Below are 17,075 nucleotides of genomic sequence, written 5' to 3'. Positions count from 1 at the left end.
TCTATGCATCTTATTTTACTTCCACCATTTCCGCATCTGCTTTACGAATAGACAACTGATATCCTCTCACAGTCAATTCAATCGGATCTCCCAAAGGTGCAACTTTTTGAACTGTAACTTCTGTACCACGAGTTAAGCCCATATCCATAATTCTACGTTTTACCGCACCTTCTCCATGCAACTTTACCACTGTAACCGTTTCTCCGATTTTCGTACTTTTTAAAGTGTTCATCTTCTTACCCCCCTTAAATCATTATTTTTCTTGCCATTCCTTCGCTCAACGCGACTCTGGAACCTTTAATATTTACAATGACACTCCCATTTAGAGTATTAACAATTGACACCGTAGCTCCAACCACAAAGCCGAGGTTTTCGAGATGTTTCTTCACTTCGGGTGTCCCACCAATTTTCTTGATAATATTTTCGGTTCCAACCTCAGACAAAACCAAAGGCATCATATTTTTACTCCTCTCTATAATTAGAATCAATAGTAATTGCATAAAACTACCATTTCTATTTGATAACTATATACAATGTTATTATAATGAATTAAATTTGTCAATAAGTTTATCACATTTCTCACATTGGAAAAAGATGCTCACTTAGCAAGTAAGTCAATCTATTCAAATATATTTTTACTATGTTTTGACAATGAAAAACAATTACTCCTACTGCTTTTCAATTGCTGTTTTCACCAAACTTTATGAAATTTTCAAACCTCATGTAACTCTATCAACATTCATTCCGTCAAGAATTATTTTGAATAAATATTAAATTCATATTTTCTACACTACATGATTGATAAGTGAAGTCATCAACCGATACCTAAGATGATTCACACTAAAAGAAAATAAATCTTCGCATAAATAAAAGATACTCCTTTTTGATTGATAATTATTTTCCTTTATTTTTCGTATACTCAAAATAACATGTTTTTCCATTGAAAAAACAAAAAAGAAAGCAATCAATTGTATCATGCCTGAATACGATTCATTAAATACAATTGATTGCTTTCTTTTTTTATTATTTGTTTTTATTTTTATCTGTTTTAATTTTCTTATGATATGGCATACGTTGTTCACAATAACAACACTGCTATATTCTACGATATCTAAATAACACCTATAATCAATATCCAAACTAAACAATAGTATGTTATCACAGCAACAAGGTCGTTTATCGTAGTAATCAACGGACCGGATGCTACTGCAGGGTCTATCTTTAATTTAATAAACATAAGTGGAATCAATGTACCTGACATACTGGACAATACCATTGATATAATCAGTGCAATACCGGTACAAGCTGATATTGAAAAGGCTATATTCATTGTCTGACTCTTTAGAAGTACCAAGTAAAGACCTACCATCACAAATGAAAGAACCCCCAGTATCAATCCATTGACAAGACCGATACGTGTTTCTTTGCAAACAAGGAAGAATTTTTGTTTTTTTCCTATATTTTCATCCACTAAAACTCTGATGGTAACCGCAAGAGATTGTGTACCGACATTTCCCGCCATATCAAGAATCAATGATTGGAATGCTATAATAAGAGGTAATTGTGCTACGACTTTCTCAAATACTCCAACAATAGATGATACAAACATGCCAAGTACAAGAAGCACTACCAGCCAAGGCAATCTCTTCATGATACTTTTTCGTAAAGGTTCATTTAAATCTTCTTCTGAAGAAAGACCGGCAAACTTTGCATAGTCTTCGCTCATCTCATCATCTACAAGTTCCATTATCGTTTGTGATGTAAGCACTCCAATCAACTTGTTTTCATTATCCAAAACAGGAATAGAATCTTCCGAATAGTCTTTTATTCTACTGAGGCAATCATCTATTTGTTCTGTCGCATAAACGTACGGATATGAAGTGGTAATAATTTCTTCCAAATCACTTCCTTCTCTTGCAATGATTAAATCCTTCAAATCGATTGCACCTAAGAAAACTTGGTTCTTATCTAAAACATATATAGTAGAGATGTTGTCGTTATCGTTCGCCTGTTCAATCAAAGAGCTCATCGCTTCTTTGATACTGAGACCAAATTCGATTGCGATATAGTTGCTCGTCAAATTGCTACCAATTTCATCTTCACTAAAAGAGTTTAACAATAAAAACTCTCTTTTTTTCTCACTATCCAACAAATCAAGGATGATATCCCTACTATCCTTATCCATTTCACGAATATACTCCAGCATTTCAACAGGTTCGAAATGCGAAAGGACAGCCATTCTTTTCTGAATTGGAATTTCATTTAAATAGATAGCGCTGTCATCTGAATATTCCAGTATTTCTGCTATCCACTCAGCATCCAACAATGTATATAAGTGTTTTCGATCATCCGAAGACAACAGACAAAGTGCATCGGAAATATCTTTTTCGTGATAACCCAATAAATTCTGTTGCTTCACTTTCGGTGTAAGAGGTCCTTTAATTAATTTGATAATGTCTTCTTGATGACTTGGATGTTGGTTTGTTTCTGTAATTTCTTGAACTGTATTATTTTTTTCGTTCATTTACACTTCTCCCTTCTTTGCAATATTTTTTAATGTAAAAATAAGTTGCAAAAGGGCATAAAAATACCATTGTCTTTATCTATAAGGAATCCTTATAAATGAAAACAACGACTTTTGTATTTATATAACAAGGTATTATTATAGACAATAGGATTTTGAATATCTTGTTTAAAAATAAAAAAGCCCTTATGCAACTTATCAGTGCAACTGTCCACAATATCACCTCCAAAAAATAAACTTTTGCACATATAAAATAAGTATACGGAGATGAATGATACTCGTCTTTCAAAATCAAAAACATAATGAATGATTCAGAAAATCAATTTTCTCCATAGAATATTGTACTAAACACCTATTAAAAAGTCAAGCGGTCAAAAAGTTATATAAATGTTTCTATTGTTTATTTTGATATAGTTTGAGATTGTTTTTAGAGATTCAATTCCAACAGGAGTCTTTAATTTAATTTGTTTTATCTTATTTTTTCTTTTCTTAACTATGACTTCGTGATACGTTTTGTTAATACAAAAAGAAGGTTGCTCCTTTTTTCAGAAAACAACCTTCCTCCAATTTTTATTCGATTATAATCAAACTTCCTTGTCCTTTTTTCTCAAAAGAAACTTTATTTCCAAAAGCCTCTCCTATGAAACGAACCGGTACATAAGTTCTTCCACCTTGTTCAAGTCCTGCCGGAACATCCAACTGAACAATTTGTGTCTTCCCGTTTTCAGTGATAGTAGCCTGTTTTTTGTTCAAAGTTAATTCAACTGTTCTTCCTTCTTTCACTGCGATAATCTTCTTCGTTGAAGGATCCCACTTCACTTCTGCATTCAAAGCCTCAAAGATTGCACGAAGTGGTACTAAAGTTCTTCCACCCTTTGATACAGGTGGAGTATCAAACTTAACAAGAGAACCGTTGATTAGAACTCCAATTCCATTTGTTGGAACCTCTACTTTTGCTGTTTCATTTTTGTCAGATATAACAGGTGTCGGTACTAACTCTTCTTTCTTTTGACTTTCTTTCAATTCTGTCGCTTTCGACCAGTCAAACGCCAAGAACACTTTCTGTTCTCCGGAGCCGTCTCCTCCTCCTTTGATTTTATCCATTGCATCTACCCAAACCGCTGCTTCCAATTCACTCGGTTTTTGAGAAGAGCTCTTCAATTCCACTTTGACATTGTAAGGATTATTTCCTGTTTCACTCTTTATTCCTTCTGTCTTCTTTCCGTTTTCTACTAAGAACATCTTTTTGATATTCTCTTTCATTCCTCCAAACTCTAATGGTTTCAAATAAATATTTATTGTTGTTCCATTTTCATCTACCAAAACATCCGCTTCACTCTTCAGCGCCTTGTTCGCCATAGATGTCTTGTCCTTTTGATAAGCATTCATCAATTTTACAGGAACACTGAAGTGTGATGTTTCTGCAAACGCTGTAACTCCTGTCAAAGCAACCATTGTTGCGCACAAAATTCCAATTACCGTCTTTTTCATAATCTTTCCTTTCCTCATTCTAAAATTATATCTTCTTTAAACTCATATAGATACATTCCAAAAATCGCATCCAATCTTCTCAAAGTCTTTCGATATTCAAACAGATGACAGAGTGATACATATTTTTGTGACATTCTACCATATTTTCAAAAAAAGGCATACAAAGACATACAGTAAAAACTGTATGCCTTTGCTCCCTTTATGAATATTATTTTCTTGCACACACAATAACATCGTAAGCCCAGTGGCCTTCTTTCACATCACTGTAAGGTGTTTTGTTTTTGATGTTCTTCTTTGTATTAAAGGTACGTTGAATCATAGATACCGCTTCTGCACGTGTAATTGATTGATCCGGACGAACCGTTCCGTCATCATATCCGGAGATAATTCCTGCTTCCACACAAGCAGCAATCGCCTGTGCCGCCCAATGTTCTTTCGGTACATCTCTTATAACTTGATTTGATGTCGGTAATTTTCCTAATTTTGCCAAAATATAAGCATATTCTGCACGTGTGATGTCTTCGTTCGGATGCATATTTCCATCTTCTCTGGCTCTAAGATATCCGTTTGAAGCAAGTTTTACAACTGAATCTGTATACCAAACATCTTTCTTCACATCAGGAAAAACAATTTTTTTGCTTGCGTCTTCTTCAATCAGTCCTGCAAACAGAACGGAAGCCTCTGCACGCGTGATGTGGTTGTCAGGTTTGAACTTATTACCTGCATATCCTTGCATATAACCTTGTTCCAAGATAGAAGTTATTTTTTCTAACCTTGCTTCTTCTAAAACCTTATCTAAGGCTATCTGTCCTGCTTTTTCATCTTTCGCAAACAATACCATCGCTTCTTCCAATGACTTCATCGTTTGTGAAGAATAGATGTTTGCATTTTTTTGTATCTTCTCAATCTTTACTTTCAATTCTTCAGGTACTCTGGAGACTACACTTGCCACAGGTTTCGGAGGTGTTATAGGTAAGGCGCTACCGCCACCTCCACCGCCTCCGCCGAAGCTTCCGCCTCCGCCACCACCACCGGCATTTCCACCGGGAGCAGGAGTTGGTTGAACTTTCTGTTTTAGTGTAGATAAAATCTTAACATCGCCTGAAGGCATCACAAATTTGAGATTTGTAACTAAAACTTCATTACCATCATGATCCACAACTTTCAATGTGTCCAATTCATACTTGTCAGGTTCTCCAATCGATAGGACAATTTGAACTTCCTGTCCTTGTTTTGCTCTATTTTCAGGAAGAGTCTTCACTGTAATTCCCAAGGTTGATTGAATTACAATTGCGTAGCTTTCATTCTCATCTGCCTGTCCGTCTTTTTCTACCAAAGCATTTTTCTTTTCTGTCAGAGCTCGAAGAACTGCATCCACTTCTTCCTGTGTTGCTCTTTTGTTGTCTAGAACTTTCTTTGCATCACGCAAAGCTCTACGAAGTTCTCTTCTTCCTTCAATCTGATATTGTTTAAGATCCAACTGAGAAATTTCTTCTACAAGATTACGTAATTCTTCTTTATTTGCTTTCGATTCGACTAAGGTCAAATAACTTTTTAAATTCACTACAATATCTTTGACCTCTTGATCTGAAGCATTTTCATCCTTAAATGTCTCTTTTGCAAGATTGTAAACTTCCTCCAAATTCGTAATACTGTCATCTGTAAAGGAATCTCTGTTTGCAAGAAGTTCTTCCACCTCTTTCAGTAGAACACCCAATTCACTCTTATCTACTTTTCCATCTATACGCTTCAAATTCTTGATTGCCCTATTAAGCATATCAATTGTTGCTTCAATATGCTCAGGGGTGTTTTGTTCAGGTTCTTTAGATTTGAATGTCATTTTGGCACCTTCGATAGCAATAATCAAAAAGTCTTTGGAGTCTTCCGTATAGTTTTCATCAAGAGATGCATAAATATCTTCCGCTTCTTTGATTTTCTCTTTTAGTTTTTCCTTACCGCTTTCATCATAGCTGCTAACCAACTCATTCATCGCATCGGAGAGTTTTTGTCTGACATCATCAATTTGTTCTTGGGTAGCATTTGATTGTGCAAGTACCTTCTCTGCTTCTTCCAATACACCCTCAAAAACTTCCCATTTGTCCAAATCAAATTTTTCTTCCTTCAATTTTCTTGCTTGATTTACCTTTAATATCAAAGCATCTTTATCTACCGGGACCGGAACAACGTTTGTATCTTTCAACAAATCTACAACAAGGTTATAGTTTCTAAGCACCGGTTTGTAAGTCAAAATAGGAGATCCATATCCTGTGCCTTGAAGGCTCGGCATATAGATGTTGAATTCCAGTTTGTTTGGTAACATAACTTTCTTTTCAACTTCTCCTTCTCCAAAGTGAAGTTCATATCTTAACTTAAGATGATCTTTTCCTCTGAATATCATGTCTACAGGGCCTTGATATCCGTTACGATTCAAGGTAACGGTTACTTCTTTCATCCTCTTATCATTTACTTCAACAGAAAGAAGAACTGAACCTGTTCCACCTTTTTCTACTGTAACGGTTTCAATTGGGATAATTGCATAATAATTATCATCCAAATCTCTTACTACTAATTTATATTCTCCGTTAGGTACATGTGCAGTATAGATTCCAAGCCCTACTTTTGGAGTAAGTTCATACTCTGAACCGTTCTGTTTGTCAACCATAAAGAGTTTCAAGGAAGCTTCTCTCGGTTTTCTAACAGAAACAAAAACTTCCGATCTGTCTTTATAACCGAAATTCACATTGATAACTTTTACATGGCTTACATCATTTTCTCTAATCTCGAAAGGAATTCTGTCAGAATCTACAAGTTCATACGCCTCGTGTACATTAGAAATCACTAAAGTATAACTTCCAACTCTAAGGTTGTAAGGATCAACTTCCACACCATTACTATCCAATACAACCCATTTATACTTGTCTTTTGGAACGGAACCGGAAGAGATTTTAGCATTTACAATAATACTTCTCTCATTTCCATTTCGAATTGATTTGTCCAAAGGAAGTTCTACAGTATTATACGCATAGTCGGATATTACTAAAGTAGCAGAGGAACTGTCCAAATCTGTAGGTAGGGTAAATTTGCCGTTACCATCAGGTAAATAAACTTTGTCTTCTCCGTTATACTTCGCTTTAATCACTTGCTTTCTGATTCCGGAACCGTTTTCTTCCACACTTTCCAAATGGTATATTCCATTTGTTTTATCATAACTGCTCTTTATAATTCGTGGGAATACTGTATCGACTGTAACCGGGAAAACGATGGTTTGTTTGTTATGAAACTTCCCATCCGGTTTTGCCTCTACAACGATTGTATATTTCCCATCTTGAACAAATTCATCAGAAGCATTCTTTCCTTCCCATTTCCAGTGTTTTTGGTTTGTATTTAGGTTTGGTCCTCCAAAACCTGGAATATAGTAGTTTTTCTTTCCGTCATCCTCTTTTTGAGCTACGGAGTAAATTGGTGTTAAGTGCTGAGTATCACTTTCATCATAGACATTCAACTGAAAGTCTTTATAGTTTCTAAGGAAAGTTCCAAAGAAAGCTGCATAATCTCCGTTTCCATCTCCATTTGGAGAAAACGCAATCTTATCTTTTTCATATTTCGGCTCTGCAAAGGTGCTATTTGACATCTCTCCAAGTGCTACTACCTTGCTTCCTTCCTTGGAAGAAAGATAAGTGAAAGGATATTCCACTCTATCCGCTAACTCATAATAGTACGGCTTACTGTTTTGTTGTAACAAGTCATAGATACTGTTTTCAATTACATCAAGACTCTCCCAATTTCCACGGAAACCTACATAAGGAATATTCACACTTTCTCCACCATCTGTAGCTTCAAAGAAAACATATCCTTCCAAGAAGAAACCGTTTCGCATATCATTTTTTAATTGAGCGATTCTGTCGTCTGACAATGTGAAAGTAACCGAAAATTCCTTTTCGGAATTTGGTTCCACTTCAATAATTTTCTTATCAGATGCTGTTGTTTCTAATTGACGCGGTTTTAAAAGTGCCTTTCCATTCTCTACGGTATCTGTATTTAAAACAGCATAGTATTTAAACTCACGCTTGCTTGATCCATAGTTCTTTAGCTTACCCTTCACTTCTACCGTATTACCTTCGATATTTTTCAAATTTATACTGGAAACACCGTTTGTTCCAATTGCTACGACACTTGAACGCAAAGCTCTTTCCAGATTCATTAGACCTGCTCCCTGTCCTCGTGGAGAAGTGTAAGCTTCGGTGTTTGCATCTTTATACGGAGAAGCAGTACTCATAAGAAGATTCTTTACCAAAGCATGCTTTTCTTCATCTATAACAGTAGGGAATCTAGCTTCCACGTACTGTTTTACAACAGCAATACCACCAGCCACGTGAGGAGTAGCCATAGATGTCCCGCTCATCACTTCATAAGCGCCGTTGTTAACGGAAGAATAGATGTTTCCACCCGGAGCTGAAATGTCCGGTTTCAAGTTTCCTTCCTGTGTGATTCCCCAACTCGAGAATGCAGAAAGCTTATATCCGTTTGGATTCGCAATAAATGATTCTTCATTTGAAAATTCAATTTCATCTTGAAGATGATTTTTCAAAAACTCTCCGGATTCCTTACTGATAAAACAAGATGGAATGGTAATCTCCTCTTTATCAAGTCCTGCCATTCTAGTCAGGCGCTCTTCATCCAGATGATTGTAAACAATAGCTGCTATCGCTCCTTTATCTTGAGCAATTTTCACCTTATCATAGAAGTTGAAGTCTCCTCTATTAGGATCTTCCCCTCTTTCAATCAATGCAACTTTACCTGTTACATCTTTTCCTGTGTAATCTTCTTCATAACCTTTTCTCACTTCCACAAAATATAGTTCACCTGTTGGGAAAGCCTTGTTATCTGTCGCAGAATATAGAATACTTTTCACAGGATTGGTATGCACAATCATTCCTTTTTGTTTGATATTGGCATTTTCAACGGAAGCAACAGAAAGAGAAATATCTGTTATAGAAGGAGAGTTTATCGTTCCATAATCCGGTTGTGTAGCAGGCACCTTGTCCAAAGGTCCAAATCCCATAAATCCATCATTTCCAGCTGCAATAGCTACGACAATACCTGCTCTTTGAGCATCTTGTAAAGCTTTGATTGTAGTTATTTCCATCGCACTGTCAGTAGCTGAAGTGGAACCAAGACTCATATTGATACTGTCTACACCCATTTTTACGGCATCATCAATCGCCTTGTTGTAGATTTCAGGAGTTGTTCCTCCTCCAAACAAACCTCCACCAAATACACGCATAATTGCAAGTTGTGCATCAGGTGCAACACCTTTTAAATGTCTTCCGTTTGCAGCTATAATACCTGCAACGTGCATTCCATGAGAACTTTGTGTTCTTTCTTTAATTTGAGTATTTCTCTCGGCATAGTTGAAACCGAATGGAATTTTTGCATTAAAGTATTTTCCTGCACTCAATTGCTTTTCGGAAATCAATTTCTGTGTCTCATCCATACTTTTGATGCGAAGGGATGATTCATCTACTGTTTGAAAAATCTCATGATCCGGATCTCCTCCTGAATCAATTACGGCTATCAACTGTTTTTTTCCGGTATATTGGTTATTCCATGCACTTTGAGCATGAATCATCTCGTTGCTGGAAGCATCTCTAGAACGATAGACACGAAATCCTTTAAACAACGGAGCAGGTATCACACGGTTAATTTGAACGGAAGCAACTTCAGGGAGAATTGCAATCTCCTTCGCTTCTCCAAACGTAGTCTTAAGAGAAAAACCGTTTAATACTGTTTCATAACGCTCTGTAATAACATAGGAAATTTGCTTCCCATCCATTGCATCTCTCAATTTGTCTTGAGAATCTCTCGCATATTTTATCTGATTTTCCAGTCCTTCTGAAGTTTTTACCAAGGCGATATTCGGAACATCTATGGAATAGACTTCTTTCATTACCTTATCGTTTACTTCTACAATCAGACTTATCTCATCCTCATCCCGATACTCGTTTTTCGCTTGACGTATCAAATCGGACAACACCGGATTCTTCACATGGGTTGTAGTATCCTCAGCTGAATCAACTACTTGAGTTCCCCTATTTTGAATCTCGGAATTGTCTGCATATACCACACCTTGTGAAACAAGGGTGGAGCACAGCAAACTCAACGATAATAGAATCGATGACACTCTTGCTTTCATATACTTCCTCCTAAACTTCTTTCTTTTCCACACCGACTTCATCATGCACTGTATAAGGAAATTCGGTATTTTTCGATGTGGCTTATCTCTATACTTCTATACAAAACAGAAACTCCCGCCTAAACAGATATTGTGAAACTCTCGACACCTTGAAAACAGTACCTTATCCACATTCACGGTCTTTTTTTTCTTCCTATAGAGAAGTACAAGACATCCTTATACACAAAAGTTCCTATCTTTCCCCCAAAACCGTGCAGAAACGAAAAATTTTGTTATCTGCACGTGTTTTAAGGGTTTTGTTCTTGTTTTATTTTTTGTTTTTAAAGCATTTTATTTCTTACTTGCAGTCATAATTGCATTGTAAGCCCAATGATTTTTCGGAACATCTTTAAATGATTCTTTCAATCCTTTCTTCACCTTTACCTTGAAGGCTGCTTGAATCATCGTAACTGCTTCAGCACGAGTAATCTCTTTATCCGGCTTAAATGTTCCATCCGCGTATCCTGAGATGATTCCTGCCTCTTTACAAGCACAAATCGCATCGTATGCCCAGTGATCTTTAGACACGTCACTAAATGATTTCGTTCCAGCCGGAAGATTTCTAAGTTTTGCTAATAAGAACGCATACTCTGCTCTAGTAATTTTTCCTTCCGGATTATATTTTCCACCTTCGATGGCTTTCAAATATCCCAAAGATGCCAGTTTGTTCACAGCATCACTATACCATAAACCATCTTTGATATCAGTTTTTTCCATCTTGACAGCCTCATCATCAATCAATTTTGCAAACATGATAGATGCTTCTGCTCTAGTCATATCTCCGTTAGGTCTAAACTCTTTGTTCGGATAACCTGTCATATATCCCTCTTCAAGGATAGATGTGATTTTTTCTATTCTAGCTTCTTCCAATACAGTTTCCAATTTTTTCAAAGCTCCTTCTTCACCTTTCTTTTGTGCTTCCAAAGCTTTCTCAACCTTCTTCAATGTTTCAGCAGAATAATATTTCTTTTCCTTTTCAGGAAGTGCAATTATCTTAGCTGCTTTGTTGATAGATTGCTCTACTGTTACTACAGACTGATTTGGCGTCAAAACAGGATTTGCCGGAACTCCCGGAACAAGAGGTGCTCCACCTCCACCACCGCCGAATGAAGGTACAGGGTTATCTTCTCTTGGTTTTGAATTGCTTCCGTCCCAGTTGAAGACGATATAAGCATCTTTAGATCCTACTCCCAAGTCTTGCATTATATCAACAACAAAGGATACCCTCACTTCATCTGCCTTTTCATTTAATTCGAAAGTATACGCATTTCCATCAGGTTCTATCTTTTGACCTCTTACACTGAAAGAGGTAATCGTTCCACTTAATTTTTTACCTTGCATATCGATTTCAATCGGATTTAGCAAAATTGTGTAACGATAGGTATTTCCTTTTTTCACTACAGTTGCAGTGGAGTTTAATGCTTTGTTTCCTACAGAAACCTTTCCGTCCGTGCTCTTCATCCAAACATTCACACGATATTCTTCTTGAGAACCGGAGTTATTTCCTGGTCCCGGTGAAGGGATTGGAGGTTTTACATTGGACTCAGGGAATTTGAAATCTCCATTCCAGTCAAGTACCATCCATACATCATAAGGTTTATCGTGTCCTTGTACCTTAGGATATGTTGTCATTTCAAGGTTTAATTCTGTATCAGTTGTCGCATTCGGTTGTGGAACAAGATGTTTCGGTAATTTAAAGGTGAATGTACCTTTCTTTCCTTCAACCTTAGTTGCAGGGAATTTTCTTCCCATTGCTTTGATTGAGAAGCTTTCCACTCCGGCAGTCATCCCTTGAATTGTCATTTCCTTAAACTCTACTACTACATCGTACATTGAACCGTCTTTTGTAGGTACTAGTTTAATATCTCTTACTAAAGCTTTATCCGCCATAGATGCTCTTTGCTTATCCGCAGAGAGAATGTACGCCTTAACGGTTCTTTCTCCTTCCGGTTTAGGTGCCGGAGCTTTGTCAGTGAATACAAGATCCGCCTTTACTTCTTGTCCTTGCATTGCATCTACTTTGAAAGAAACTTCTACCTTGTCCGCTTTTTGATCCAATTCAAATGTGTAGGCTCTTGGATACTGTCCACCGATTTCAACCGGTTGAACCGTTGTCTTTACTCCATCTTTGAATACATTGAACTCAGTTACTTTTCCTTCAATTGGACCCATTCTCATAGGTTTCAGTTGAATGGTATATTTAAATTTACCGTTTTCTTTTACAAGTTTTGCAACCGGATTGATTGCTGAATTCGCAACAGAAACTGTGTCTTTTCCTCGTTGGTTAATCTTAACAGATAGCTCCAAAGCATCTCCCTCTTTGATTTGAGCATCTGTTGACGCAACTCCTTGTGTTGTGATTTCAAATACACGATTCCATCCGTATACATCTTTCCTATACACGGTTTTTGTTACAGTATAACGATCTCCTGTTTTCATTGCAGAATCCACAAAGATTTGATTTTGAATATCTTTTGGACTTCCTTCCTTCAAATCTCGTAACAATTCTTGGTTGTTGTTCTTTGTCACTACTGTTTCTAACTTCCAAGATATCCCTTTTTTGCTTAATATCTTTTGGATCGCTTCATCACGAGGAACAGAGTTGTCTATACCATACATTGCTCTACCTCTTCCCAAAAGATAACGTTTGAACTCCTCAGAAGTTCCAAATATATTTTCTCCACCATAATAAGTGCTATCTCCCAAATCCCAGTAAAGCAATTCTAAAGTATCAAATTCTCGGTTCAATTTGATTTCTCCATTAGACGCAGCTACCGTAGCCATTGCATTCCCGTTTTGTGGGTAGTAACTTTCCTCAGAATCATTAAACTTAATACCTAAAGCTTCATACTTCGTTTTTTCTTCTTGAGAAAGTTGAGTAGGAAGTTGGTTTTTATTTACTTCAAACTTCGCCAATTTTTTTCCATCTTTAAGCGCTTCTGTCATAGCGTCCAAAGGAAGGCTTGTTAAACGATTTAAGGTAAAGTCTGCTCTCACTCCAACTGGAGCTCTCTTTGAGTATTTGATAAGATTCACAAGGAATCCTTCAGGAATTTTGCTCAAATTGTTGTCTTCAAAATCAACTGTCTGTAAGGTCTTCATCTTAACAAATGATTCAGGTATCTCTTCAATACGGTTGTGATCTACTTCCAAGCTTGTCAACAATCTTAAATCTGCCAAACTGGAAGGTAATTTCTTCAATTGATTAGAAGTCAAAACAACTCTTTTCAATTTAGAAGAACTTGAGTTTGCCAATGTAAAGAAGTCTTCTGACAATTCAGTCAAACGGTTTTGAGACAAATACAATTCACTTAAATTTGGATTATTTCTGATTAAATCTGCAGGAACAGAAGTAACATTCGCATTCATAAGAGAAAGTACTTTCAGTCTTGGATTGTGAGAAAAAATACCTTGAGGAACATCACCTAAAGAACTTCCGTCGAAGTCAATATATTCTAATTTTGACATAACAGAAAATGTATTAGGTTTCAAATTTTTGATTTCATTTCCACCTAAGAACATATGTGTCACACCTGTAGCATGAGTAAATACAGGAAGTTCTTCAATATCGTTTCCATCCAAGTTGATTGCTGTGATATTCGGTCCCAAATCTTTTAGGATACTGATATCTGTAAGTTTCAGCCCTTCCAAATCTAACACATGACTCAAATGATAATCTGCAACAACCTTAGGTTGTCCTTGTGCATTTCTAAGCTCTTCTAAACTGATTTCACCATTGTTGTCGGTATCCAGTCCGTTTGCTATCAAAGCATTTGTCAATATTTCCGCATTCTTTTTCTTCTTGGTTGCAATATCTTCAATTGTCTTATAATCTTTCCATCCCTTTGTTACGACATTTTCAAAGACAAGTTCAGATTTCTTGTAAGGTCCACTATTGAAATGCCCCTTATCTGACTCGGTTCCACCCATTGGACCACTACCAAGAACTGCTACATTTTTAATTCCTTTCAAATCATCGAGCTCAATAGAATATTCCACATATTTAGGATCATTCTTCGCTGTGGACTCTAGAATATTACGATTGAAAGAAACAAAGTTGTTATTTTTTTCAATAGCCAAGTCAATGATAAGCTCTGCAAATTTATGATTCATGAAAGTAACAGTTTTCTTTCCTCCTTGAACACTTAATTTTGCTCTTTCATCAAAGTAGTTGGAAAGTGTTGATTCTTTCATTTGGTTCGAACCTGCAACATAGGTCTTAAAAGTCAATGTGTATTCACCGTCTACAAGATGGGAATCTAAAGTTAAACCTGGCTGTACAGGAGCGTCTTGAATGTTTTTCTTAAGCTGAGAGTTGTCGGAGAAAGTAATCATCACTCGGATTGGATTCTCCTTCTTCGCCTCTTCCGCAATACCTTCAATATTAAATTTTAATAGTTTGTTAAAAGCAATTACTTGACTTGGATTCACATTAAAATCTTTTCCATTTACTTGAATCTTTTGGATTCTGCTAGTGTAGAAAGGTACAAAATCCTTATCAAGATATACTTCAAGCGCCTTCTGTTCCCCCTGCGTTGAGATTTGTACTGATTGAATTGCATATTCACCGGCAAGTCCTTCAGTCGGAGGTTGTGGTTGAGGTTGAGGTTGAGGTTGTGGTTGAGGTTGTGGTGTTCCTCCCTTTTGATAAGTCAGAACGGAACCGTCTTTAAATTCAAGAGTGATGGAGATATTCTCCGTATTCTTCTTTGCTGCTTCGTTGACACTATCATCCAACGGCTCCATTTCTCCCATAAAAGTAACTGTCATCTCTGGGTTGTCAAAAGATTCTCCATTGACAGTAATTTTCTTCACTTTATTAGCATAGTCTCTAGGAAGTCCTTTGTTAAAGGTCATTTTAAGAGTTCCATACTTTATCTCTGCATTTTTGATGCTATATGTTTTTTGAATCTCCTTACTACCTTCACTTTGTGGTGGTTGTGGTTGTGGTTGTGGTTGTGGTTGTGGTTGTGGTTGTGGTTGAGGTGTTCCTCCCTTTTGATAAGTCAGCACGGAACCATCTTTAAATTCAAGAGTGATGGAGATATTCTCCGTATTCTTCTTTGCTGCATTGTTGACACTATCATCCAACGGCTCCATTTCTCCCATAAAAGTAACTGTCATCTCTGGGTTGTCAAAAGATTCTCCATTGACAGTAATTTTCTTCACTTTATTAGCATAGTCTCTAGGAAGTCCTTTGTTAAAGGTCATTTTAAGAGTTCCATACTTTATCTCTGCATTTTTGATGCTATATGTTTTTTGAATCTCCTTACTACCTTCACTTTGTGGTGGTTGTTGAGGTTGTGGTGGTTGTGGTGTTCCCGGAGTTTCCTCACCGGAATCCACATAACCGGTTTCTTTATAAACCAATTCTTCATTGTTATCAAATCTTACAACTACCTTATGAGGTTTATTCTCTTTGAAGTCATCCAACACTTTAATGCCTTCAGGATACTTATCATAAATAGCAAAATTTCCTTCTACCAAAAGAATATTCGGACGTCCCGCTTCATCTCGTCCTTTATAAGTCTTTCCATCAATACTAAACGTTGTAATTCTTTTGGAAATTCTATATAGTTCTTCATTTTCTCCTTCATAATCCAAGTCGATAATCACACAGTTAGCAGTTCCGGATACGATTTCTCCTGTAATCGGATTTACAATATCCTGTCCTGCCTTCGACTTAAATACGCTTACAATCTGAAGACCATCCAAAATCTTTTCTTGTTTGTTAGTTTCCTTTGTCTGTGTATAGGCAATCGTGTTTTCCGGAAGTACGGTCTCTTGTGCATAAGCAGGCAATACATTTGTGCATAGCATAGACAATAATACTATTCCGGAGATTCCTTTTTTCTTTTTGTCCTTCATAAATTCCTCCTTTAAAAATCAATAATTTAAAAAATGATAAACCTTATATGAGTTTTTCTACTTTGTTTGGTATCACAAAACTTAAGCAACTTAAGTATTCGGTCCCTTCAAGTAGAAAATATATTAGTAAAATAGATGAACTATTTGTACCCTTATTAAAAATTTGCCAAGTCTACTCTCTTTCATAGAAGTTTCTTTATCTTCCTATCGATTTTAAACCTGACTTCTAATTACAACCTTGCAAATATTTAGTCCTTCAAATACTGCCAATCAAAAGAGTTTTTATTATGCTTGAAATCTCACAGAACTGTAATTTTCAAAATTTCAAAGTTAGATAAATCAATTTTTTATTCCTCTCATCACACAAACTAGGTTGTAACTATATTCAAATAATATTTTTTCATAGATTGTCGCTCTTTTTGATGCTTGTATTATGATTTCAAATAACAGTTTCATTTTATTTTCAATCTATGAAATATAATATATATTGATAAAATATATATTTGATATTGATATGCTTTCTCGCTTGTTGTTCAAAAAAAGGATATCCTATAAGGATACCTCCTCTTCTTTCTATCGTTACTTAACAATCGGTTCAACCGAATTTCTCTTTACATTCAAATCTTTTCTCTATACAAAATAAAAACAAATTCAGATACATTATTATTGCTTTGGCTCGATTGTCTTTATCTTAAAGATAAAGTAATAGTATTTGAACATTAGTACCAAAGCAATGGTAATTCTAGCATAGATAACATCGACTCTCCAAAAAGCAATCAATAACATCACAGTTGCTAAAGCCAACACCTTAATTTTGGTCTGTAAAGTCATGGAGCGACTTTCTTCAAAGTCAGCAAGATGATTTTGGTACATCGAGGTCGATTTAAACCACTCATGAAACCTGTCTGAACCTTTAGCAAAACAAATGGAAGTCAAAATCAAAAAAGGTGCAGAGATCGG

At 36.2% G+C, this 17,075-nt stretch carries 7 protein-coding genes; all 7 read right to left on the bottom strand.

Features of this window, described 5'->3' with window-relative positions:
• Positions 1 to 10: 10 nt before the first annotated feature.
• A complete protein-coding gene (locus tag ACO5GE_RS03420; protein ID WP_484829533.1) occupies positions 11 to 232 on the bottom strand; it encodes a FeoA family protein in 222 nt (73 codons plus the stop codon).
• A 13-nt stretch (positions 233 to 245) separates the two neighbouring features.
• Positions 246 to 458, bottom strand: a complete 213-nt coding sequence (locus ACO5GE_RS03415; RefSeq protein ID WP_484829532.1) for a FeoA family protein — start codon at positions 456 to 458, stop codon at positions 246 to 248.
• Between the two features lie 653 nt (positions 459 to 1,111).
• Positions 1,112 to 2,524, bottom strand: a complete 1,413-nt coding sequence (mgtE, locus tag ACO5GE_RS03410; RefSeq protein ID WP_484829531.1) for a magnesium transporter — start codon at positions 2,522 to 2,524, stop codon at positions 1,112 to 1,114.
• 570 nt (positions 2,525 to 3,094) lie between these two features.
• A complete protein-coding gene (locus ACO5GE_RS03405) occupies positions 3,095 to 4,015 on the bottom strand; it encodes a copper amine oxidase N-terminal domain-containing protein (RefSeq protein ID WP_484829530.1) in 921 nt (306 codons plus the stop codon).
• A 208-nt stretch (positions 4,016 to 4,223) separates the two neighbouring features.
• Positions 4,224 to 10,208 (bottom strand): S8 family serine peptidase, encoded by a 5,985-nt coding sequence (locus tag ACO5GE_RS03400; protein ID WP_484829529.1) that lies wholly within the window; start codon positions 10,206 to 10,208, stop codon positions 4,224 to 4,226.
• A gap of 330 nt (positions 10,209 to 10,538) precedes the next feature.
• Positions 10,539 to 16,115 (bottom strand): S-layer homology domain-containing protein, encoded by a 5,577-nt coding sequence (locus ACO5GE_RS03395; RefSeq protein ID WP_484829528.1) that lies wholly within the window; start codon positions 16,113 to 16,115, stop codon positions 10,539 to 10,541.
• 663 nt (positions 16,116 to 16,778) lie between these two features.
• A partial coding sequence (locus ACO5GE_RS03390) for a YbaN family protein (protein ID WP_484829527.1) occupies positions 16,779 to 17,075 on the bottom strand: 297 nt, incomplete at its 5' end.

Source organism: Filifactor sp., assembly GCF_057248345.1.
This window is presented reverse-complemented; position numbering and strand designations above follow the sequence as displayed.